Here is a 23,083-nt window from a genome sequence, read left to right as displayed (position 1 = left end):
GGAACAATTATGAGTAAAAAAATAATCAAATTAAAACATCTAGCCATGGCGTCAAGCGATCCTGACAAAAGCAAAGACTTCTTTGTGAACGTGATGGGCTGGTCTGTTGCTGGTGTTGTTGCCAGTCGCAATGCTAACGGTTATTACGTAACTGATGGCAATGTAAACTTAGCCATATTGAACTTTAAAAATGGCCCAGCTGCCGGTAAAGAATTTCCACAGGGATATGTTGGGTTACATCATATTGGTTTTCAATGTGATGATATTGAAGCCATGGTTGGTGACTTTCAAGAAAACGGCTATCAGCCACGTCACGATGTAAACCTAGCCCAAGGCCTTGGTAAGAACCCGGCTAAAGACAATGCCGAATACAAAATGAATGGTCCAGAAAACATCATGGTTGATATTTCAGAGCGTGGTTGGGTAGGTACAGAAACCTATAAATCACTCTAATAAAAAAAGCTAATATCACTAATGTTCTCAAATGAGTTAAGCCTCTTTTTGATTGCAACATTCACCTCCACCCTAGCCGGCATTTGCGCTATGGGTGGCGGAATGATCTTAGTTCTGGTATTACCTTTTTTTGTTCCGGTTACAGCAATTATTCCTATTCATGGTATTACCCAATTTGCCAGTAACAGTTCCAGATTGGCACTTTGCTTTAGCCATGTGCATTGGCCTTTTGTCGGTCAATTTATTGTCGGTGCGATAGTTGGAACCTTATTGTTCAGTGTGTTTTTAGTCAATATTTCTAGCCAGTTTTTACCACTTTTTATTTCAGTTTATTTGCTGATAACACTTTGGTTTAAACCAATTGAGATAGCATTTAGTCGGTTTGAAAGCTTTTACATAGTTGGCGCAATACAAGCAGGTCTAGGCTTATTAGTGGGAGCCCCTGGGCCAATTACGGTTACCTTATTGTATAAAAAGCTTACTGATAAAGAGCAAATAATTGCCACTGCATCTTTATTAATGGGCATAACCAACTTAAATAAAGTCTTGGTGTATAGTGTTATCGGTTTTCAATTCTTTGAATACTGGCAGCTCATTTTAGCTGCTGTTATTGGTGCAACAATTGGCTCCATTTTAGGCACCTATTTACGCGATAAAATTCCCAATCAGCATTTTATGAATCTATTGAAACTTATTTTAACCGGCCTGGCTTCGTATACGACCATTGTCACAATTTTAAAAATAAGCATATAAAATATTGTTCCAACAATTCAGGACAAACTATGACTAAAATTACATTTATTCAAAATAACGGCTTAGAGAAAACCGTAATTGCAGAAAATAACTTAAGCCTTATGGTTGCCGCCGTGGAAAATGAAATTTCAGGCATTCCTGCTGTTTGTAACGGCTGTTGTAGTTGTGGCACCTGTTTAGTTCATGTCGATGAAACCTATATCGATAAATTATCCACTAAATATGTTGGCGAAGAACAGGTGCTTAGTAAGTTAAAAAATAGCAATGCTAATTCACGACTGGCTTGCCAAATAATCGTCAGTGATAAACTTGATGGCATGATCATTAAAGTAGGAAATTAGTACATATTCAGTTGCTATAATTTAAGTCATATAACAGGGCTTTAAAGCACTATAACCAGTGCTTCATACAATTGATTTGCATCAAATTATTCAAAATTCCTCAGGATATAGTAATACCAGTTTCATTAAGTTTGTGATCTTGTTGTGCGTAGGTAAAATAAATCAGGGTAAGGCGCTCGATTGACCAATAGCTGGCTATTGGGATTGAGAGCAACGCCGCCATGGAGTATTTTAACCAGCACAAGTGGGCAATAATTTAATGAAACTGGTATACAATACTTGAAGCAAAAACAGAGGAAGCTATTATGGCCTTGCCAAAAGCATTAAACGTACAAAAATGGATTAACGACAATCAACATTTATTAAAGCGTCCGCCGGTAAATAATGAATTAATTTTTAAAGATGCCAACATGATGGTGATGATGGTAGGTGGCCCGAATGAGCGATTAGATTTTCATTGCAACCCAGTTGAAGAGTTATTTTACCAACTTAAAGGTAACTGTTACTTAAATTCGTTTGATGAAAACGGCGAGCCTTGTGAAATTCATATTAAAGAAGGTGAAATGCTATTATTACCTGCAGGAGTATTGCACTCACCGCAACGTCCAGAGCCAGATAGCATAGGCTTAGTTGTTGAGCCGGCAAGGCCAGAAGGACAATTAGATAAACTGCAATGGCACTGCTCAAATTGCTATGAAATGGTTTACCAAATAGAAGCTAAAATTTTATCTATTGTTGAAGATTTACCAAAGGCCTATGAAGCATTCCACAATAATATGGACGCGAGAACATGTAAAAATTGTGGCACCATTCATCCGGGTAAAGACAAACCAAGCAACTGATCACTTCCCTAACAAACATTCCTCATATTTTACGTTTATCGGAAAATATGAGGTTTATTTTGTTATTAAGAAAGCTACACATTAGATACTTTAATTGCATACTCAGGGCGGATACTCCAACTTCTTTTTTGTCTATTCTGGTTACGAATTAGCATAAACCAAATAAAGAACAATGCACTTGCCAGTTTTAGCAAAACAGGGAACCACCAAGGCAAAACATCAGACAGGTTGATTAGCACACCATCATCAGGGAACAGTCCCATACCAACAAGCGATGGCAAACGGTACCAGTAATAGCAAATAACGGCAGAAGTGGCGAAAATCTTATTTAATTCTCGAATAGCAGTTGGAGCAAGCTGTTTTCGTATTAACAGGTAAATGGCAAGAGTTACCAACCCTGCCCCTAACGGCCATACATATGCGTTAAGCACTTGCCAAAAGCCAACATTGAGATAATCAGGAACATGATACCAGCCCCAAATATAACCAACAAAACCACCAGTCATTACTAAACCAGATAGTTTTTCCACAGTCATATTACGAGTTTTTACAGCTGACATTTGCTTGGTTGAATCGGGGCAAACAGACGTACACTTTTCGCATGTTGTGCAATGGGCATTATCGGTAGTAAATGCCGGAGTACTACCATATAAGCGTTCAACAGAATGTATTGGACACAGTGAGGCACACCAGCCACTTCGCCATTCATATTTATACCCCATTACAATGGCAATGGCTGCAGCAATGAGTAGCATAGCCGCTGTAGCCGGGCCGCTGGTATTTAACAGAAGGTGTCTAAGAGGAACGATTAGTATTAACGCGGCAACGCCTATGGCAAACAATTTACCACTGTTATTAGTACTCAGTTTTTTCTGCTTGGAAGACCCTAGTTTTGTCAAAAATAAAGACGTGGAAGACATCGGGCAGATATTTCGCCATACCCCCGGAATAATTACCACAATTGCCGGAGCTATTGGAATTAATAAATTCCAAAAAAGTAAAATACCAATGTCTGGCTTAAAGATAAGAAAGCCAACAATAATGACCCCAATCAGCCACAATAAGGATTGTGCGATTTTCCATGCCAGCTTTGACATTGACAGCTGTAGTCCAGCAACTTTTGTGTAAGACAATCTTGTTCTCCAATGATTTTTATTGTTATTGGAGAATGAGCTTATCAGCTGATAATAGGTTGATCTTACGTATTATTAATAAACTGTGAGTGATTTTAAAATTCGTCAGACTTTTTCATATTAGCTAAATAGAATATAAGTCAGGATAAATTGAAATTTCAGCTACTTTTGTCTCATCAGGTAATCTAATGTTCCCATACTGGTATTAGAGATATGATTTTTCATTGCATTAAATGCTGCGTCTTTTTGACTTTTAGTTATCGCTTCCACCAATTCATCATGTTCATTAAATGAAGCATCAAGGCGATTACGCTTTTCAAATAACCAAGGTTGGCGATAAAGGCTTAAACGCTTACGTAGTTTATTTATCGTTTCGAGTAAGGTTTTATTACGTGATCCTTGATGAATAGCACGGTGAATTTGGTTGTTTAAAGCGGCAAATTCGTCAACATTTTCAGATTCTACAGCTTGTTTAGATTGTTCATGTAAGCGCAGTAACTGCTTACGTTCAACCATGGTCATACGCTCGCTACTAAGACCTGCACACAGGGCTTCCAGTTCAGCTAAAGCTTCATACATATCGGCAAGCTGATCAATATCAAGCTCAATTACCGTAACGCCTTTATGGGGTCTACTTTCAACCAGACCATTCGTATGAAGTAGCCTAAGTGCTTCACGAATTGGTGTACGGGAGGCGCCATACTTGTTGGCAATGTCTTGTTCTTCAAGCTTTTGTCCGGGCTTTATTTGGCCTGAAATTATTGCGCTAGAAAGTTGGTTATAGATTTTATCGGAAATGGTTAAACTTGCCATAAAAGCGACTATATCATTAGAGAGACTTAGCGATATAGTACGACAACAGAGTTAACTTGCAAAGTTACAAATCTATTGCCATCCTTGGCGATTTGCATTCCTTCATCCCTGAAGTAAAAATACAAGCGCTGCACATTGTGTACAACGCTTGTGTCTAGGGAGTGTTGATACCAATAAGTTAGTTGCTATGCATCTAAGTTCATGCAAAAAACTTTAGTGTGAGTCATTTCTTTTACCGCAAACTTGACTCCTTCTCGACCCATGCTGCCACGCTTTGCCCCGCCAAACGGCATAGCATCTAAGCGATAATCGCTAGAGTCATTAACCATTACACCGGCAACCTCAAGCTCTCGAGAAACCTTCATAGCGGTATTTATATTTGAGGTAAACACCGCGCCATGTATAGAGAACTCAACATTATTTGCAAGTTCAATGGTTTCATCTAAATCGGTAAAAGGAAATAAACTTACCACCGGACCAAATGCTTCTTGGCAAACTAAATTTTCGTTTACCGCAACATTGTCTAATGCTGTAGGGTAATAACAAGCGCCCGCTCGTTTACCGCCGACTAATAAGTTGGCGCCCTTATTTACCGCACTGTTCACCCAGTTTTCGATACGTTTCGCTTCAGTTTCGTTGATCATAGGACCAATATCGTTGGCATCAATTAATTGATCGCCTACCGAAAGCTGAGCAGTGTGCTCTATAAACTTAGCTTTAAACTGTTGATAAATGCCGCGTTCAATATAAATACGTTGTACGCCAATACAGTTTTGGCCAACAGCCCAGTATGAGCCTGAAACACAGGCTTCTACCGCTTTATCAATATTGCAGTCATCCATCACTATTACTGGAGAGTTTGCACCAAGCTCCATCGCTAACTTTTTAATACCGGCATTTTTGGCAATAATTTCACCAGAAGCCTCGCCGCCTGTATATGTCACCATTGCCACATCTTTACTTGATACTAAATGCTGGGCAAAATCTCTGGCATAGCCAGTTAACACGTTTATTTGACCTTTAGCCAAACCACTTTCAATTAGCACTTCTACCAGTTTAATTGCTGACAAAGGTGCTTGTTGTGAGGGTTTTAAAATAACTGAATTGCCAGCCGCAAGTGCAGGCCCTATTTTATGAGCGGCAAGATTTAGCGGGTCATTAAATGGCGTGATAGCCACAATAACGCCTAACGGCACATGTTCGTAATAGCCCAAGCGATTTTCACCGCCGCTAAAACTGTCAAACTTAACCGTTTCACCTGTTAAGCGAGTTGCTTCTTCGGCAGATAAGTTAAGAGTATTAACACATCGGCTTACCTCTTTACGAGCAGCAACAATAGGCTTACCAGTTTCAAGTGCAATAGTTTTGGCAAACTCTTCAAGCCTGGCCAACACCTTTTGTGCTGCCGTTTTTAAAATCGCAGCACGTTCATGGCTAGGTTGATGCTGATTAAGTTTAAACGCGTTCTTAGCACTTTGAATTGCCAAGGCAACATGCTCATTGTCGGCACAAGAAACTTCGCCTATAACACTGTTATCAAATGAATTAATAATCGTCATGGTTTGCTTGGCACCAATCCAATCACCATTAATTAAAATAGTGTTACTCTCTCTTTTTAAACCCGTACAAGAGGCTGTCATATTATCATCGAATTTAGTCGCTAATGCTGGCATATTATGGTTTATCCTTTCTAAGTACTAAGTCGTCGTATTCACGAGAGTTTAGAATTGCTTCAACAATTATCGGACCATCTGCGGCAAAAGCTTGCGTTAGAGCAGTATCAAATTCAGCAGGTTCAAAGGCTTTAATGACCGGAACACCAAAAATGTTATCGCCACCAATAGTGCCGCGTTCACGGATTGGAGTTCCATAAATTGGATTGCTTTTCTTTTCTTGTTTTATACGAATAAGCGCTAAGTCGTTATCAGTAAACAGCACAAATACAATCTTAAGGTTTTCTCTAACCGCTACGGCTAACTCGCCTGCTGTCATTAAGAAACCGCCGTCTCCGACAACTGCACATACACTGGTATCTGGGTTGGTTAGTTTAGCCGTGATCGCTGATGGAATAGCAAACCCCATAGCTGACCAGCCATTGGTCATTATTTGTAAGCCTGGTTTTGGTGTTGGCCATTTTTGCCCAATTAAATGGATATGAGCGCCAACATCACAGGTCATAATGCCATCGTTTGGTAGTTTTTCTCGTAATATATCTAATGCAGCACATGGGCCAAAAGCGCCATTTTGTGACGACATTTGCGCGAACATATCAGCTTTCCTAATAGCAATTGCAGGTAAATCCCAAGACTTCTCTGCAAAAACACCTTTGGTAAGCTGATCGACAGAATGCTTAATATCGCCAATAACATCGCAGGCTAAGGTATACTCTGTTGTATCTAAATCGGTAGCAACAATATCAATACTGACTACTGGTACATTAGGGATCCAATCTTCATAGTTAAATTCAATTTCATCATAACCAATACTTAATACCAAATCGGCTTGTTGATGAGTTTGACCAACCACGTCACTTAGTGCATGAAACAATACGCCGGCATAACATGGGTGATCTTCAGGGATCATCCCTTTAGCCATAGGATTAAGCACGACAGGTACTTTACACTTTTCAGCAAATTTAAGTATTTGATCTTGAATACCACTGGTGACTGCACGCATCCCCAAAGCAATCACCGGCTTTTTCGCATCAGCAAACAATGTTTGCATTTGCGTTATTATTTCTTTATCAGCTTTAGGCTGAGACTTAATTGCATATGGCAAAATGTCTTGTTCAGTCGTCACTTGGCTACTCATGCCAGCAGGTAAACCGACATGCACAGGGCCTGGCACACCAGAGAGTGCAACTTGCGCTGCATCGAAAATAATCTCTCGGACTTTATCAGCCTCTAAACGAGTGGTCTTTTTAGTAATTGGGGCAAATAGTGCTTGATGATCAATATTCATTTGCACAATACGATTGCGTTTATCACTGGCCATTTCATCGGTTAGGGCGATCATTGGTGAGCGATCTAAATACGCACTGCCAACACCTGTTGCTAAATTAGTCGCACCAGGGCCAAATGTACCAAAACAAACACCCGGTACACCGGTAATACGACCATAAACATCAGCCATAAAACCAGCGCCACCTTCATGGGTTGCTAATACAAAATCTATGCCGTCAGTGGTGCGCATCGCTTCCATATAATCGACCCAACCACCACTAGGTACACCAAATACATGCTTAACACCTAAGTCAATTAATGCATCGACCACTTGTTGTGCTACTGTTTTATTACTCATCATAAACACCAAATTAAATATTTTTGTTAACTACCAAAGGCAGTTTATTAAGGGTTAAAGCCGTTATATTAACTGCGATTGTTAACCCACCTTTACATAGCCAGAAGCATTACTGTGGGCAGAATTATTATTAGGATTTAATCCTGCCATTTGTAAGAAGCTTAATACACTATCGTTAAATTCTTGCGCGCGTTCATAAAATGCTGAATGACCACAATTATCAAATTCAACAATAAATGAGTTTGCCACCTGATCTTGCACTAATCGTACCGCGTCTATTGGAAATAAAATATCATCCTGACCACTAATAAACATAATCGCTATACCAAGGTCTGCTAATGCTTGCGGTGATACTTTTGTTGCTGCATATTCACCAACCAAATTAGACTTGTCAGTTGCGTTGAAGCTATTGATTTGTTGATAAAGTAAAGCGCCTTGTGGGTTTTGTGCTTTATAGCTTTGACCTAACACTCTGTCTAACTGACTTAAGTTTTGGGTATCTATTCGAGCTTGATTCATTAATTTTTCTACATCATCAGATTCGACCAAACCGTGTAAAGAATCAGCGATGACTAAACCTGCAACTCGCTCAGGATATTGGTTGGCAAAATGAATAACTGTGCCGCCACCCATTGACTGGCCGACTAGTGCCGCTTTATCAATGTTTAAATGATCAAGCAATGCCAGTAAATCACTAACAAAGCCAGCTCGACCAAGTTTGTCATTGTCTGTTGAAGAGCCAAACCCACGGTGATCAAAGGTTATAACTTGGTAGGCTTTAGCTAATACAGCGACTTGCTGATACCAAGTTGCATGATTACCGCCTAGACCATGAGCTAATACTACCGGCTCGCCTTCGCCATGTACTTCATAATAAAACTGATTCGAATTAATTTCTAAAATCGACATAATAATTCCTACTTTCTTAATCTTTTTTCAAAATGGCAGTAATTCTGGCTGGCGGTTCAACCACGAAATCTTTTAGATGCCATTGATCAAACGTTTCTAATTCTGCACTTTTCCACACTGATGCTTGATATGGCGCTTGGTCAGTGATCTGTAACATGTCTGAGTAAAACTCAACATTATTACCATCTGGGTCTTTAAATACGATGAAGGTATTATCGCCTGGGCCGTGACGGCCTACGCCACGGTCTATCTCGATACCACGTTCAATCAGCATTGCCGTAATACGTTTAATTTCAACAAGTGATTCAACTTGATAAGAAAAGTGCTCCACTCGGTTTTGCTCCGGATCCAACTTACCAATTTGATTGTCAGGCAGTTGTAAAAGGGCTAAATCATGATGATCACTACTTGAACGCATAAATACCATACGATCATCAATCCAGTCGGAGATCTCTAGACCAACAACGTCTTGATAAAATTTTACCGAGGTTTGAATATCGTTCACTTTTAAGACTAAATGACCTAACTTTAATGGTTGTGGTTTATACATTATTTGATCCTTAAGTGAGTTTACAACTGCTCTGCTTTTACAGTATTAATTATTTCGCCAACACCTTCAGCAGATGCACGCAGTACATCTCCAGGCTTTAAGAATAGGCCAATTCCTTTACCAACTCCTGCAGGAGTTCCGGTCATGATCACATCGCCAGGTTGTAACGTTAAAATGCTTGATAAATATTGAATTTGCTCAAATGCATCCCAAATCAACTCGCTGGTGTTGCCGTCTTGCATTTGTTTGTCGTTTAGGTATAACGCCAATTTCACTTTATGAGGGTCTGCAATTGCACTTTTAGGAACAAATACTGGCCCCATTGGGCAGAATGTATCCCAGCTTTTTCCGCGAAACCAGTCATGCTTGAACGGGTAGTCTGTACGGTGATTTAAATCTCTTGCCGAAATATCATTAACCACGGTGTAGCCAGCAATATAATCAAGCGCATCTTCTGCTTTAACTCGGCGAGCCGTTTTACCAATAACCACACCCAGCTCAACTTCCCAATCAAGCTTTTTGGTTTCTGGTGGTAAAATTACGTATTCATTAGTACCTACAACACTGGTAGTTGCCTTCATAAATACATAAGGTGAGCTGTCTGGTTTAGCAGCTAAAATGGTGTTCATTTCTGCAGCGTGTTCATGGTAATTCGATGCCGTACCAAAAATAGTAGTTGGTCTGAATGGCGCTAACACTTGGTAATCACCACTAATAGGTTTAAGGCTTGCTAACTGCTTAGCAGCAGCTTGTGCAAAAGCATCAACGTCAGCGCTAATTTTTTGCCACTGTGATAAAGCTATCGTTACATCACAAGTCCAAGCTGGAATTTGGCTATTGTTTGGATAAACCGCACTATAGGCGGTTTTTAGATCAAAGTATTGTTGTTCAAATACAATAGCGGTACTTGTTACGTCGCCTTGTTGATAAGTAGCTAAACCGTAATTTGTCATTGCTACACTCCATTAATTGTTTGTAAAAGTTATGTATACAATGTGCGATGTTTCGCTATAAAAATCGACTAAATTTTTACCGGCTACTTATAACACTTTTATTATAACTAGCTAAATAGCTTTATCTTTTGCGATATAGCGGGTTATCTGCATGGAGATTTATTGAATAGGAAAATGGATTTTTGCATTCCTTCGTCCCTGAAGTTACAAACTTAATGCCGTTTTCAACATGGAAGTTGTGTATGCCATGATCACAGGGATATGAATGAATGGCCCATGGCAAATTGATATTCCTTCGTCCCTGAAGTAAAAAGGCAACAGCATCACGAGAGGAGATGCTGCTGCCTGAAACAAATTTTGTTCAAAAGGATTTAAAGGGGATTATGCAACCGATTAAGCAACCGATTAAGCAACCGATTAAGCAACCGATTAAGCAACCAGGGTGCGGTAAATCATCCGACAAGCAACGATGAATAAGAAGCCACCAAATAATGTACTTAAATGACGTTTATCTAAACTATGCGCAATTTTAGCGCCTATTGGTGCAGCCCATACAGTTACCGGTGAAATTAGCGCGAAACCAATAAGGTTTACATAGCCAAAACTGCCAGGAGGTAGTCGAGGATCGTTGAACCCAGAAACAATGAAACCAATGGTGCCGGGAATGCTAATTAATAAACCAATGAATGCTGCGCTACCAACCGCTCGGTGAATTGGCTGATTCATCAACGTTAATACTGGTACACTTAACGTACCACCACCAATCCCCATCATGCTTGATAAGCCACCGATAACAACAGGTGTTGCTGGAGCTGTAATACCACGAGGTACATCTTGTCTAATAATCACATTATCTAATGGCAGAGCCATTTTAATCGCAACAATTAGTGCAACAACGCCAAAAATTGCAGACAGAACTTGGCTATCTACATAACTTGCCGCCATAGAACCAATTAACGAGCCAATAAAAACAGCAGGCCCCCAAATTTTAATTAAATTAAAATCAACGGCGCCTTTGGCATGATGAGCTTTTGATGAAGATATTGACGTTAAAATAATACACGCCAATGATGTGGCTACCGCGATATGCATTCGAATAGCGCTGTCGACTCCATAAAAACCAAGGGCAGTATCAAGAACTGGCACGATCACAATTCCGCCGCCAACACCTAACAAACCAGCTAAAATCCCGCCAACTACACCGGTTACCAGCATCATTGCCACAAAGGGTAATATATCAATCAACATATCCATTGGTTTTGTACCTTATTCAAATGCTCTAAAAATCTTGCAGCCAGTATACCCAAGCAACACTATCTAGACAACGCTATAATACTTCACTCTGATATAACAAAATAGATATAACCAAGGGGTTATATTTTAATTTAACTATGTCAATAAAAAGCCGATGATAGCTCTATCTACTAATAGAAAGAAGATTGAAAATATGGATAAGCCACAATTTACCGAGCAACAGCTGCATGCAATTAAAAGCGCTCAACTTAAGGCGGATGAACTAAAAATACAAAGTCCTATCCTTGATGATAATGCCCTGGATTTAATAATAAGAGAAGCTCGAAGCCACAACGGTTGGTTGGACAAGCCGGTAAGTGATGACTTACTCAAGCAACTTTATGACATTGTAAAAATGGGCTCTACGAGTATGAATACCTGCCCTGCCCGTTTTGTATTTATTCGCACCGATGAAGCCAAGCAACGTTTGAAAAAGTGTTTAGCTCCTCTGAATGTAGATAAAGTACTAAGTGCACCGGTTACGGTAATTATTGGCCATGATATGGAGTTTTTTAAACACATGCCAAAACTTTTTGCCCACAACCCTGGCGCTCAAAGCTTATTTGAGAATAACCCTAACATGGTTTCAAGTACTGCTTTTCGCAACGGCACCTTACAAGGTGGCTATTTGATGATAGCGGCTCGTGCTCTTGGTTTGGATATTGGCCCAATGTCTGGGTTTAATAACCAGGCTGCAGATGATGAATTTTTCAGTGGCACCAGTATTAAAAGTAACTTTTTATGCAGCTTAGGTTATGGCGATACTAAAAAGATATTTCAGCGGTTACCAAGATTTGAATTTGATGAAGTGTGCTCCTTGTTATAATCAAACAGGTATAATTACTTTGTTATAAAAGTTAACCTTGTTATATTAAAGTAATAAATCATTTTAACGATATGAATTTAACCAACAAAGAGAATTTAAATGAATCCTAATATGTTAGAGCGCCACTTAGTGTCGCGTTTAAAGTTTAAGTATTTACAATTGTTGGTCACTGTTGGCGAACAACGAAATATATTCAAAGCCGCACAAATACATAATATGGCCCAGCCTGCTGCTACAAAAATTATTCGAGACATTGAATCTGCACTAAATATTGAATTGTTCGATCGTTCATCACGAGGCGTAACACCAACCCTTTATGGTGAAGTATTAATTAAGCATGCCAAATTAATACTTTCACAAGTTAAACACGCCAGTGAAGAATTATCGTCATTACAAGGCGGGTTAACCGGCCGAGTAACGGTAGGTAGTTTATTAGCCGCCAGTGCAACGTTATTACCTAATGCTATTGCTAGATTGAAGAAAAACAGACCTAATGTTTCAGTATCGTTAAAAGAAGGTACTGCAGACCGATTAACGAAATCATTAAAGATTGATGATTTAGACATTATGGTTGGTCGTATTCCTGAGGTTCCCACCGAAGACGGCTTAACCAATGAAGTGCTTTATCATGAACCGGTAGTGATTGTTGCCCGCGCAGATCATCCATTACAGAGTAGAAAAAACCTTACTCTGCATGATTTAGTCGATCAACAGTGGATATTGCCGCCAAGAGAAACCATGTTAAGAGATGAAATTGACGGTGCTTTTCATCGGGAAGGTTTAGATGTTCCGGTTAACCCAGTTGAATCCGTATCTATATTAACCAACCGTACATTATTAAAGAATACCGATATGATCACCGCATTGCCATTGCAAGTAGTGTTAACCTACGAAGAAATAGGCTTAATGAAACGTTTGGATATTCCTTTAATTATTGCACCAGGTCCTATTGGCGTAACGTTAAGAGCTCAACGCCAATTGCCACCTGCAGCGCATTACTTATTAGAAGCGTTACGCGAAGAGGCAGAAAAACTTACCAAGCGCTATAAAGAAATTTATTAATCATTATCAACCTATCTGAAAGCCAACATTTATTGTTGGCTTTTTATACTTCAGGGACAAAGGAATGTTTACTTAACATGGACGTTATAAAAGTTGACTCAATTTTAGCTTCAGCTATAACAATAAAGGAGTTATAACAAGCCAATCTGTTATAAGACTTTACCTATAATATCTGGCAACCTTTAACTAAGCGATTAATTAAAGGTATTACCATGAAACCATTCAAAAAATTCCCCTTCGTTTTACTTTCATTTTTATGTGTAGGCAATGTTGGTGCTACCAATAACACGGCATTGGAAAAAATAGACTGGAGCCAAAGTTTCAGTGATGTAAAGAAAAACCATAAGACTGCCCCCGATGACGAAATACCAACGCGTATAACTTATGAAAGCCATTTATTTAATATTGAATTTCATAAAGAGTACTTATTTAATGATGCAGGAAATTTAGTTAATGTCTTGTATTACAAAGGCTTTAGTGAAACAGCCGTTAATTGTGTTAGTGCCTACAACGAAGTAAAAGCTGAAGTTGAAAAGCAATACGGAAAAGCAAAGGTAGTTACTGATAATAAAGTGGATTTAAGCACGGTTAATGTTGAGCAACTGTGCCAACTTACCTCTAAAGGTGATTACAAGTTAAACAGTGAGTGGAAGAACGACAATGCCAATATCAGCTTTGTATTAGACTCATGGAAAGGTCAAGCTTATATGGGTCTTTCATATAAACCGATAACAATTAAATAGCTTTCAATGCCTTTATAGTCTGGCCAAAAGCATTCGGCCAGACTTTATACAGCTCCTTCTTCAGTTACCTAAATCAAAAACCGTAACTCACTAGATAGCGCCTCCCTTAACACAAAGGCCATAAAGTTTTAGTCATCTATAGATTAAATTAAAAACTAATTTAAACTTTTTTTGCAATCCCCTCGACTTACTAGTTATTGAATTTAAATAAAACCGATAATCAGGGGCTACCATGACATTTCACAAAACATTCACTTATACCGCGATTTCATCATGCTTATTAATTAGTACTGCATTTGCTACACAGTCAAACGAAAATGACACAGGCTACACCATTAGCTTGTTGAACAACTGTAACCTAGTTGCTCAATACCCGATGAATTCAGAACAAATAGAAGCTTATAAGGCATTGCGAGCTGAAGAACAGAAGATGGCTTCATTAGAATTGCCAATTCAGTCTATTGAGCAAGAGCTCAATGATTATACAAAGCAGATTGAAGAGTTAACAGCATTAGCTATCCAAGAAAGTGATGATAGTTTATATATTGATAAAAATTACTTAAAGCAACAAGAGGCAGTAGTCGCAAAGTTAGATTTATTAATGGCTGAGCATCAACATGAATTTGATGCATTGGGCAAGCAAGGCAGGGTAATAGGAAAAACAGCTGATAAGTTTACCGATACTATGGAAGCCAGTTTTGATGATATAGAATACAACCAAATGCGAATTGACTACCCAGGTAGAACAGACTCAAATTACCAATGTGAAGTTGATATAAGCAATATTTAAAAAATATTCTGGGTCAGAAGGTTATAAAATGAATTCATACACTCTGACCCAATGTGATTTTATACGTTGGACTATTCAATCTGTGCCAATAAGTCAGCCATAGACTGCGGTCCTTCCACGATAGTACTGGTGTACGTATCAGCAAATTCATTAAGCTTTAACGTATAGTTATAGCCAATTGGTAAACCGCGTTTTTTACCCGCAGCCTCCATGGCTTTTTCTGCTTCATAATTAAATGGCGGGCTAATGCTGACAAAGTCATAGCTGTCACCAGATATTTTTCGATACCATTTCATTGGCGGTTCATTAATTTCTTTGAACACCTCTTCCCATTCAGTCATGTACTTTATAAATTCAACATGTTTACCAGGGTGTATTTTCCAAACGGTAATTGTATAAATTGCATTTTGATCGGCAACGCTATGCGCTTTATTAGGAACGATAATTGTTAGTGTTAAAAGTGCAGCAAGCAGGAATAATTTAATATAATTCATAGGATCCTCAAAAATAAAAAAGCCCTGAAAATGTTCGTCTTCAGGGCCATGTTTGTCATATTTTATTAGCTCTTCAACTTAGCAAAACAGATAACATCCCTGTTTGTTTTGCATTAATTCATCCCTGAATTAAAAGTTATAGCCAAAGGTAACACCAACTGTTTTAGGCGCTTTGTACGAGTTATACACGGTATCGTCCATAGCAGCATACACAGTAGTAGAAGCAACGTTCAGCTCGTCAGTTAGGTTTTTAGCCCAAACTTGAACTGACCATGTGTCTTCCCAGCTACGCAGCATAAATACAGCATCTACGTTAGTTTCTGAGTCAACTTGGGTAAGTGGATCATTTGAGTTATCAAAGAAGTATTCGTCTTGATATTGGTAACTAACACTTACACTTGCTTCAGCAAAGTCACCCATGCCCCACTCATATACAGCATTTAGGCTGAACGTGTTTTCTGGTGTACGGCGCATTTTATTGCCTTTGAGGTTTTCACCATCCACTTCAAAGTCTTCAGTAAATTCTGAATCAATAAATCCGTAGCTACCTTTTAGGGTTAAACCTTCAGTCACTAAGGCAACAACTTCCAACTCTAAACCAGATACTTCACCAGTACCGTTAAACACTTGTAAGTTATCAGGCGTGGTTTCACCGGTTTCTACCCAAACTGTGGTTTGAATATCGGTATATTCAGTAAAGAATAACGCACCATTTACTTGTAATCTGTCAGAAAAGCTTCGCGTTTTAAATCCAACTTCATAGTTCCAAGCTGTTTCAGGATCAAAAGCAATAATTGCTTCTTCAGCTTTTTCCATGCCTTCACCGTTAAAGCCACCCGCTTTATAGCCTTTCGCTACTGATGCATACAAGAACATATCGTCTGTTGCTTGATAATCTAAGTTAAAACTTGGTGTCCACTCTTCCCATGAATCATCAGTCTCGAATGCGTATTCATCAAATACCCAGTTACCTTCGAGGTCAATGTGATGACCACAACAGTTATCAAAACGTTTACCACCAGCGGTACCGGAGAAGTCTTTTTCATCTCGCGACCAACGTAAACCACCAGTAACAGATAACTTGTCCGTTAATTCATAACTAGCTTGACCAAAAACAGCGTAGCTTGTGGTGTCATTTACTGTAGTGTTATATATATTGCCAGTAGTTGTACCCCATTGCGTATCAAACCAATAATCAACTTCTTCTTGACGGTCAATGTCTTCAGTCATGTAGAACACACCAACTAACCAACCTAATGGTCCGTCACTTACATCGGCTAAACGAAATTCTTGTGAAAACTGCTCAGATTGTTCTTCTTTTAATGACAACCATTCATCATCTGGTTGGATTAACGCTAAGTCTTCTTGATTCTCCACCGTGTTATCTTCACAAGGGTAAATATCAAAAGTGCTCCAATCGCCACACCATTCAAACTTTTGAGTTGAATCTACAAGTCCAGCAGCCGCATTTTCATAAATGCTGTAATCATTATCACGATACGCTGTGATTGAGGTTAAATGACCAATACCAGTTGTCCAATCAACTTGCACTGCAAACGTTGTGCTGTCTGATTCTTCATCATTATCAACGCTGCTTAAATCTTCACGCGGGTCTTCACTAATAAACGCTTCGTTACGACCTGCGCTATAGCCAATATGTTTAATTTTTGGTACCCCTTCAGCACTGCTTGATGCCGCGGTAAACAATACTTCTAAATCGTCACTGGCGGTATATAATAATTGACCACGTACAGAGGTACTTTCAGCAACATCGGCATCATTACCCGTATAGGTGTTTTTACCGTAACCATCGCGTGTTTTTGACACTACAGAAATTTTACCCGCCATGCTATCTGAGACAGCACCAGTAACATAGCCTTTCGCTTCCATTAGACCATAATCACCAGCGGTAACTTCTGCGCTACCTTCCATATCACCATCAACAGGGCGTTTAGTGATAAAGTTTACTGCACCGCCGACAACGTTTTTACCATACAATGTACCTTGTGGACCACGCAGCACTTCAACGCTTTGAAGGTCGTATAAATCCATAACAGCACTGGTACCACGTGAAATATAAACGCCATCGATATACATACCAATTGCTGCTGCAGCACCGGCACTTTCTATATCACTACCAATACCACGCATAAATAATTCTGGCTCAGCCGAGTTATAAGCATTCATCTGAAAACCAGGTACTCTGCTTGAAATATCTTCTAAGCCGTTTATACGTTCTTCTTTAATTTGATCTGCACCAAATGCTGAAACAGCAATCGGTGTTGTTTGTAAACTTTCAACTTTATGACGAGCAGTAACGGTTACATGCTCAATCGCTAACTCATCTACTTCAACGTTTTCTGTAGTTGCTTCTTCAGCAAAAGCTGACAGGTTAGTTAAACCTATGGCAAGAGCGACACTCATTGCTATTGGGTTTCGCATGGTTTTAACCTTTGAAATATGTTGCATACTCATCTTGTGTTCTCCACCCCAGTGCTAGGGAATTATCTTTTATAATTTTTATGAATGAATTTATTTTATTAATGAGTTGTTATTATGTTCTTACTCATCTGTAACCACACTAAAGGAGTCAAACATATAATAAAAATAATTTATTACGGGTCTGCTATACACTTTTATATATAGCCAATTTATTCAATAAAAACCAAAATTCAAACTTTAACAGTTAAAATTCAACAGGTTATAAAGACATAAAAATGAGAATTGCAATTGTTGTGAAAAATATAAATTTTGGAGTTGGTAAAAATTTATTATTATTAACCCATGTTAATATTTTGTTCCTAGTTTCGAAACAAATTTATTTAAATTAACGGGGAAATTTTGCCAATAGTTGAAGTGAAAAGTAAATGAGCCAACCCTATAACATCCATGTGAGCTTGGCATTCCTTCTTCCCTGAAGTAAAAAAGGCAGTTTTACCTGCCTGATCAGAATAATAAAGTTGTATTACAAACCAATAATTAACACCGCAATTACGCCTACTGGGGCAATGAATCGAATTAGTGTTAGCCATGGCTTAAACCAAACAGATGATTGCTCTGCAAACTCTACTTGCACAACATCTTTTTTCATTACCCATCCACAGAACAACACAATTAATAATGCATTGAACGGGATCATAATATTGGCTACCGAATAATCCATTAAATCAAACAATGTTTTACCACTAAAAAAGTCAATAAAGCCAAGTGGTTTGAAATCTGCTAACAGGTTAAATGATAAAGCAGCACCTAAACCTAAAACAGCACTGGCAGAGCCGGCAATGCATGTAGCTTTAACTCGGGTGAATTGGTACCTATCCGATAGGAAACGTACCAAACACTCAAGCATAGACAAAGCTGTTGTAAGCGCGGCGCCAGCTAATAAAAAGAAAAATAATAAACCAACCCATTGTCCACCTGGTAGTTGCCCAAACGCTATTGGCAGAGTTTCAAAAATCAACCCAGGCCCACTTGATGGCGTTAAATCAAAGGCGAACACAAATGGAAATATTGCAAGACCAGCTAACAGAGCCACCAAAGTATCGGCAAAGGCGACGGTTAACACCGATTTAGGAATGGAAATATCTTTTGATAAATAACCGCCATAAGCCATTACACTACCGGCACCAACACCTAATGAGAAAAACGCCTGCCCCATTGCAGCTAACACAACATCGGCATTAATTTTAGATAAATCAGGGGAAAATAAATAAGCAAACCCTTTAGCGAAATCTCCGGCAATAGCGGCATAAATAACTAGGAAAACTAAGATAATAAACAGCATTGGCATGAGCAATTTTACGCTTTTCTCCAGGCCATCTTTTAAGCCTTTCGAAATAATAAACATTGTAAATGCGATAAAGCCTATAAATAGTGCAACACTGTGAGTTGGCGAACCTGCAAGTGACTGGAAGTATTGCTTAGAGCCGGCATTATCAATTCCATCAAAGCGGTTTAATAACGATTGCCAGGTGTAATCGACAGTCCAACCGGCAACAACACTGTAATAAGACAAAGCGATAAAAGGAATAAGTAAACTTAACCAGCCTATTATCTGCCAGCTTTTACTAGCAGAATTTTTCTCACTTAACTCTTTAATACTAGAGAATGGGTCTTTTTGACCTTGTCTGCCAATCATCAATTCAGCAATCATGATAGGGGCTGCAAAACACAACAGTGTTAAGATATAAACTAACACAAACGCTGCGCCGCCATTAGTACCAACCACATAAGGAAAACGCCAGATATTCCCAAGTCCTACCGCAATACCGATAGTCGCAAAGAGAAAACTGGATTTTGATGACCAAGTCACCGCTTTTGTGGCTGAAATACTCATTTATTACCTCTTTGTTGTTTTATATTTATCGCGATAATTATGTTTAGGTAACTGCATGCTTTTGATTATATACCGCTTCCTGCCAAGTACCTTTTTGCATTATTTCTTTTAACGTTGCTACAGCATCCCAAATATCAACAAAGCGCAGATAAAGGGGGGTTAAACCGAATCTTAAAGTATCAGGGGCTCTAAAGTCTCCCATTACACCTTGCGCAATTAAACATTGCATAATGGCATAACCATTTTCATGGCTCATTGCGACCTGACTACCTCGACGGGCGCGTTCTTTCGGAGTGATTAACTCAAAATTAAATTCAGCACATTCCTGCTCGATTAGCTGCATGAATAAGTCAGATAAATTTAACGATTTATTACGAACTTCATTCATATCGGCGCGAGAAGCAATATCGATGCCTATTTCAGATACCGCCAAACTTAATATCCCTTGCGTACCTGAGAGCATTTGGTTGATGTTTTCGGCCGGACGATAATCTTGTTCAAAGGCGAATGGCGCTGCATGTGAGTACCAACCAGTTAAAGGTTGTAAAGCTTTGCCTTGATGGCGTTTGGCGCAGAACACAAAAGCCGGACTGCCAGGACCACCATTGTAATATTTGTAAGTACAACCTAGAGCAAAATCAACATTACAGCCATTAAGATCAATAGGTAAAGCACCACCACTGTGGCATAAATCCCATACTGAAATAGCGCCGCACTGCTGAGTTTTTTCAGTGATTGATTTCATATCAAGCAAGCGACCAGATTTATAGTGCACTTGCGTTAAACAAACAACAGCGACGCTGTCATCAATGGCATCTAAAATACCTTGCTCAGTTTCAGCAAAAACAATTTCATGTTTATTACCGAGCAATTTTACTAACCCTTGCGCAGTATAGTTATCAGTTGGAAAGTTACTGCCTTCCATGACTATTTTTTTACGTTCAGGGTTCAGGGTTAAAGCAGCAGCGAGCACTTTAAATACGTTTATTCCTGTAGCATCAGTAACGACAACTTCGCCAGCTTCAGCACCGATAGTTGTTGCCAATAGGTCACCAATAGTTTGGCTTAAAGTAAACCAGCCATGAATATTCCAGCTTTTAATTAAACTAGTGCCCCATTGATCCAGCATTACTTGCTCAACTTTAGCCATAGCTTTTTTAGGCATGGCCCCTAATGAATTACCACACATGTAAATGTCATGCTCTGGTAAATTAAATTCATTGCGAAAATCAGCGATGCTGTCTTGGCTATCTAGTTGAATACAATATTCTCTGGTAATTTTTTGCATGTTAGTCTCACAGCGTTTAAATACGGTGGTATTGGTAATAGTACTAATTACTTAATCTGCCGTTTGTTATTGGCAGAATACCTAAATATGATTGTTATTAAAATCATCATATAGGCATTTGTAATAACTTAAAAATAACATTAATCGTTAAGCCTATAATAAAATAGTTATAACTAGGCTATTTTGTTTCCGTAAAATTAGCGAAGCCTTAGAGTTACCTAAGGCTTCATTGGGTAAGTGTTTATAGCACGTTATTTCTTAAGGGGTCTCGCTGGCCAAGGTGTCGTTGGCGCTTCAAAACTAGGTTCACCGAGCACAGGGCTTGATAGCACATAGATCCCGTGATTGGTAAATAACCAAAATAAGTTTCTATCGTATTCAACGTAGACACTATGCGATAAATTACCACGAGCATACTCAACTACACGCTCGGTATTAAATGGTGGTACAAAATACGCTGTTATTTTAGGCTTTTCTATATTGCTTACATCAAATACTTGCAAACCGGCATTATAGAAATTGAACGGTAAAATGTTATCTTTCGGCGTACCAGGTTGGGTGTAATAACCCGTACGCTTAGGGCCAAAGCTACCACGACGTTGACAAAAATCGACAAATTTAGCATCTGCTGGAGGTTTAGGTCGAGGTAGAACACCTACTTTAACTGGTTTAGCAGGGTTACTAACATCGATCATGTGAACATCTTTGTACGGTTCCCAACAATCTTCATTTAATGGGTAACCACTGAAATAAACAATACCTGTTTTCTCAACTTGTGATACATCAATAAAATCACCTTCGGTACCTGCGACACTCGGCGCAAAATTCAGGTGACTAACGACTTTTAAATTTTTACTGTCAGTAATATCAACCACATAAAAACCTAAGCCGCCCATGGCTGCATAACCATATTTTCCGCCATCTTCAACAGGTGTAGGGATAAATAATGACATGCGAGCTCCCATCCAGGAGGTGCGATTACCTGCGCGTGGGTTTTCTTTAAATGCAGCCTCATGAACAGGATCAAATGCAATTTGGCCCGGAACCGTTAACTGATCCAAAAACTTAGGGTTAGTAGGATCTGACATATCCCACGACTGATAGCCGGCAGAATATAAATCATTTGGATATTCAGTTAGTGCGTAACTTGCATCTGGCGCTGCAGCAACATACATAGTATCGCCACCAAAATAAGCAGGAAGATCCCTTACACCCGACCCTTGCTGCTGACCATAAGGAGCATCAGGGTGTTCTACATCGGTTGTACGCTCTGATAATAACTTCCAATCTTTAGGCATTGGGCCATTCATTTCATAAACTTTAAAACCTTTTAAATGGTTCGATTTACGTATAGCTTCTACTTTATCAGGTTGGGTACGTTTATTTTTCAGTAAACCAAAACGGCGAACTTCAAAAGCTTGTACCATGATATATTTACCCAGTTTTTCGTTAAACTGAATAGATGCAGCGCCGAACATATCCGTTTCATCATAAGGGTTTTGATCAACTTTATCTGCACCGTTAGCTCCCCAAGTATGACCTCGAGTTAATAACAATTTTGCGTCTTTCGGATTGGTTATATCGAATATTTTTAGATCACGACGAACATATTGGTAAAGATAACGGCGGCCATCAAAATCGACAATATTTTGCCAAGTGTGAAATGGTTCAACGGTAATGGGATAATATGCCTCAATGGTCATATTTTTGATGTATTGCTCGGTGTCCCAATAATCTAAGATGCCATCAAACGGTTTTCTATCGTGACTATCTCGTGTGGCTACTGGGTGAGTAAACTCACCGGTTTTTGTATTTAAACCGTAACTGCCCTTAACAGGGTCAACAGGCGTTTTATCAATACTTAAACTATCAGATTGAGCAACCCATTTATCTTTAATGTTAATGTCTTTAGGGCTAGTTTTCTCTGCACACGCAACATTAGTAACAGTAAGGGCTATTGCAATACTTGAGACCAATAGCGGTTTGATAGACTTGCTGAAAACAGAGATATTTTTATTCGTCATAATTCCTCGCAGTTAAATAAAGGCTAAATGCATTTATTTATCGTGGTGTTTATACCAATCCGTATAATGTTCTTCTCATTGAGTAACTCATCTAAACAGTACATGAATTGATAATTTTAAGCTTGTATCGATTCTAAGCAAGTTAAACATAACAAGATAATAACAATAACTAGACCAGCT

21 protein-coding genes are annotated in these 23,083 nt (G+C 39.0%); 8 read left to right on the top strand and 13 right to left on the bottom strand.

What is annotated here, in order from left to right; translation table 11 throughout:
• Nucleotides 1-9: 9 nt before the first annotated feature.
• The 4 genes from RI845_RS05095 to RI845_RS05080 all read left to right on the top strand — a co-directional run bounded on the left by RI845_RS05095 (nt 10) and on the right by RI845_RS05080 (nt 2,389).
• Entirely contained in the window at nt 10-453 is a 444-nt protein-coding gene (locus tag RI845_RS05095) for a VOC family protein (RefSeq protein WP_348388667.1), read from the top strand.
• A gap of 21 nt (nt 454-474) precedes the next feature.
• The gene (locus tag RI845_RS05090; RefSeq protein WP_348388666.1) at nt 475-1,206 is read left to right on the top strand and encodes a sulfite exporter TauE/SafE family protein; all 732 of its coding nucleotides are present in this window, start codon (nt 475-477) and stop codon (nt 1,204-1,206) included.
• 29 nt (nt 1,207-1,235) lie between these two features.
• Nucleotides 1,236-1,547 (top strand): 2Fe-2S iron-sulfur cluster-binding protein, encoded by a 312-nt coding sequence (locus RI845_RS05085; protein WP_348388665.1) that lies wholly within the window; start codon nt 1,236-1,238, stop codon nt 1,545-1,547.
• Between the two features lie 305 nt (nt 1,548-1,852).
• A complete protein-coding gene (locus RI845_RS05080; protein WP_348388664.1) occupies nt 1,853-2,389 on the top strand; it encodes a 3-hydroxyanthranilate 3,4-dioxygenase in 537 nt (178 codons plus the stop codon).
• 74 nt (nt 2,390-2,463) lie between these two features.
• Here the strand turns inward: RI845_RS05080 and RI845_RS05075 are convergent, their stop codons facing one another.
• The 8 genes from RI845_RS05075 to RI845_RS05040 all read right to left on the bottom strand — a co-directional run bounded on the left by RI845_RS05075 (nt 2,464) and on the right by RI845_RS05040 (nt 11,301).
• Entirely contained in the window at nt 2,464-3,522 is a 1,059-nt protein-coding gene (locus RI845_RS05075; protein ID WP_348388663.1) for a hypothetical protein, read from the bottom strand.
• A 162-nt stretch (nt 3,523-3,684) separates the two neighbouring features.
• Entirely contained in the window at nt 3,685-4,335 is a 651-nt protein-coding gene (locus tag RI845_RS05070; RefSeq protein ID WP_348388662.1) for a GntR family transcriptional regulator, read from the bottom strand.
• Nucleotides 4,336-4,520: 185 nt separating this feature from the next.
• Nucleotides 4,521-6,008, bottom strand: coding sequence for an aldehyde dehydrogenase family protein (locus RI845_RS05065; protein WP_348388661.1), 1,488 nt, complete (start codon nt 6,006-6,008; stop codon nt 4,521-4,523).
• Nucleotide 6,009: 1 nt separating this feature from the next.
• Complete coding sequence (locus tag RI845_RS05060) at nt 6,010-7,635, bottom strand: thiamine pyrophosphate-binding protein (RefSeq protein WP_348388660.1); 1,626 nt, start codon at nt 7,633-7,635, stop codon at nt 6,010-6,012.
• An 81-nt stretch (nt 7,636-7,716) separates the two neighbouring features.
• Nucleotides 7,717-8,544 carry an alpha/beta fold hydrolase gene (locus RI845_RS05055; RefSeq protein WP_348388659.1) on the bottom strand — a complete coding sequence of 276 codons (828 nt, stop codon included), beginning with the start codon at nt 8,542-8,544 and terminating at the stop codon, nt 7,717-7,719.
• Nucleotides 8,545-8,560: 16 nt separating this feature from the next.
• Nucleotides 8,561-9,094: a VOC family protein gene (locus RI845_RS05050; protein WP_348388658.1), complete on the bottom strand. Its 534-nt coding sequence runs from the start codon at nt 9,092-9,094 to the stop codon at nt 8,561-8,563.
• Nucleotides 9,095-9,114: 20 nt separating this feature from the next.
• Nucleotides 9,115-10,047: a fumarylacetoacetate hydrolase family protein gene (locus RI845_RS05045; protein ID WP_348388657.1), complete on the bottom strand. Its 933-nt coding sequence runs from the start codon at nt 10,045-10,047 to the stop codon at nt 9,115-9,117.
• A gap of 429 nt (nt 10,048-10,476) precedes the next feature.
• On the bottom strand, nt 10,477-11,301 hold the full coding sequence (locus RI845_RS05040) for a sulfite exporter TauE/SafE family protein (protein WP_348388656.1): 825 nt from the start codon (nt 11,299-11,301) through the stop codon (nt 10,477-10,479).
• A gap of 193 nt (nt 11,302-11,494) precedes the next feature.
• On the opposite strand from RI845_RS05040, the gene RI845_RS05035 reads away from it, so the two are divergent.
• The 4 genes from RI845_RS05035 (at nt 11,495) to RI845_RS05020 (ending at nt 14,761) form a co-directional block, all read left to right on the top strand.
• Entirely contained in the window at nt 11,495-12,166 is a 672-nt protein-coding gene (locus RI845_RS05035; protein ID WP_348388655.1) for a malonic semialdehyde reductase, read from the top strand.
• Nucleotides 12,167-12,265: 99 nt separating this feature from the next.
• Nucleotides 12,266-13,228, top strand: a complete 963-nt coding sequence (locus tag RI845_RS05030) for a LysR family transcriptional regulator (protein ID WP_348388654.1) — start codon at nt 12,266-12,268, stop codon at nt 13,226-13,228.
• Nucleotides 13,229-13,440: 212 nt separating this feature from the next.
• The gene (locus RI845_RS05025) at nt 13,441-13,971 is read left to right on the top strand and encodes a hypothetical protein (RefSeq protein ID WP_348388653.1); all 531 of its coding nucleotides are present in this window, start codon (nt 13,441-13,443) and stop codon (nt 13,969-13,971) included.
• A gap of 232 nt (nt 13,972-14,203) precedes the next feature.
• Entirely contained in the window at nt 14,204-14,761 is a 558-nt protein-coding gene (locus RI845_RS05020) for a hypothetical protein (protein ID WP_348388652.1), read from the top strand.
• A gap of 71 nt (nt 14,762-14,832) precedes the next feature.
• Here RI845_RS05020 and RI845_RS05015 read toward each other — a convergent pair whose 3' ends face one another.
• The 5 genes from RI845_RS05015 to RI845_RS04995 all read right to left on the bottom strand — a co-directional run bounded on the left by RI845_RS05015 (nt 14,833) and on the right by RI845_RS04995 (nt 22,903).
• Nucleotides 14,833-15,255, bottom strand: a complete 423-nt coding sequence (locus RI845_RS05015) for a hypothetical protein (RefSeq protein ID WP_348388651.1) — start codon at nt 15,253-15,255, stop codon at nt 14,833-14,835.
• Between the two features lie 129 nt (nt 15,256-15,384).
• A complete protein-coding gene (locus RI845_RS05010) occupies nt 15,385-17,697 on the bottom strand; it encodes a TonB-dependent receptor (RefSeq protein ID WP_348388650.1) in 2,313 nt (770 codons plus the stop codon).
• 523 nt (nt 17,698-18,220) lie between these two features.
• On the bottom strand, nt 18,221-19,591 hold the full coding sequence (locus RI845_RS05005; RefSeq protein ID WP_348388649.1) for a sodium-dependent transporter: 1,371 nt from the start codon (nt 19,589-19,591) through the stop codon (nt 18,221-18,223).
• 43 nt (nt 19,592-19,634) lie between these two features.
• Nucleotides 19,635-20,879 carry a kynureninase gene (gene kynU / locus RI845_RS05000; RefSeq protein ID WP_348388648.1) on the bottom strand — a complete coding sequence of 415 codons (1,245 nt, stop codon included), beginning with the start codon at nt 20,877-20,879 and terminating at the stop codon, nt 19,635-19,637.
• Nucleotides 20,880-21,130: 251 nt separating this feature from the next.
• The gene (locus RI845_RS04995) at nt 21,131-22,903 is read right to left on the bottom strand and encodes an LVIVD repeat-containing protein (RefSeq protein WP_348388647.1); all 1,773 of its coding nucleotides are present in this window, start codon (nt 22,901-22,903) and stop codon (nt 21,131-21,133) included.
• Nucleotides 22,904-23,083: the final 180 nt, after the last annotated feature.

Source organism: Thalassotalea nanhaiensis, assembly GCF_031583575.1.
In the GTDB taxonomy this organism is placed as follows: Bacteria; Pseudomonadota; Gammaproteobacteria; order Enterobacterales; family Alteromonadaceae; genus Thalassotalea_A; species Thalassotalea_A nanhaiensis.
The sequence above is the reverse complement of the archived record's forward strand: the minus strand, read 5'-3'. Positions and strand labels throughout refer to the sequence as shown.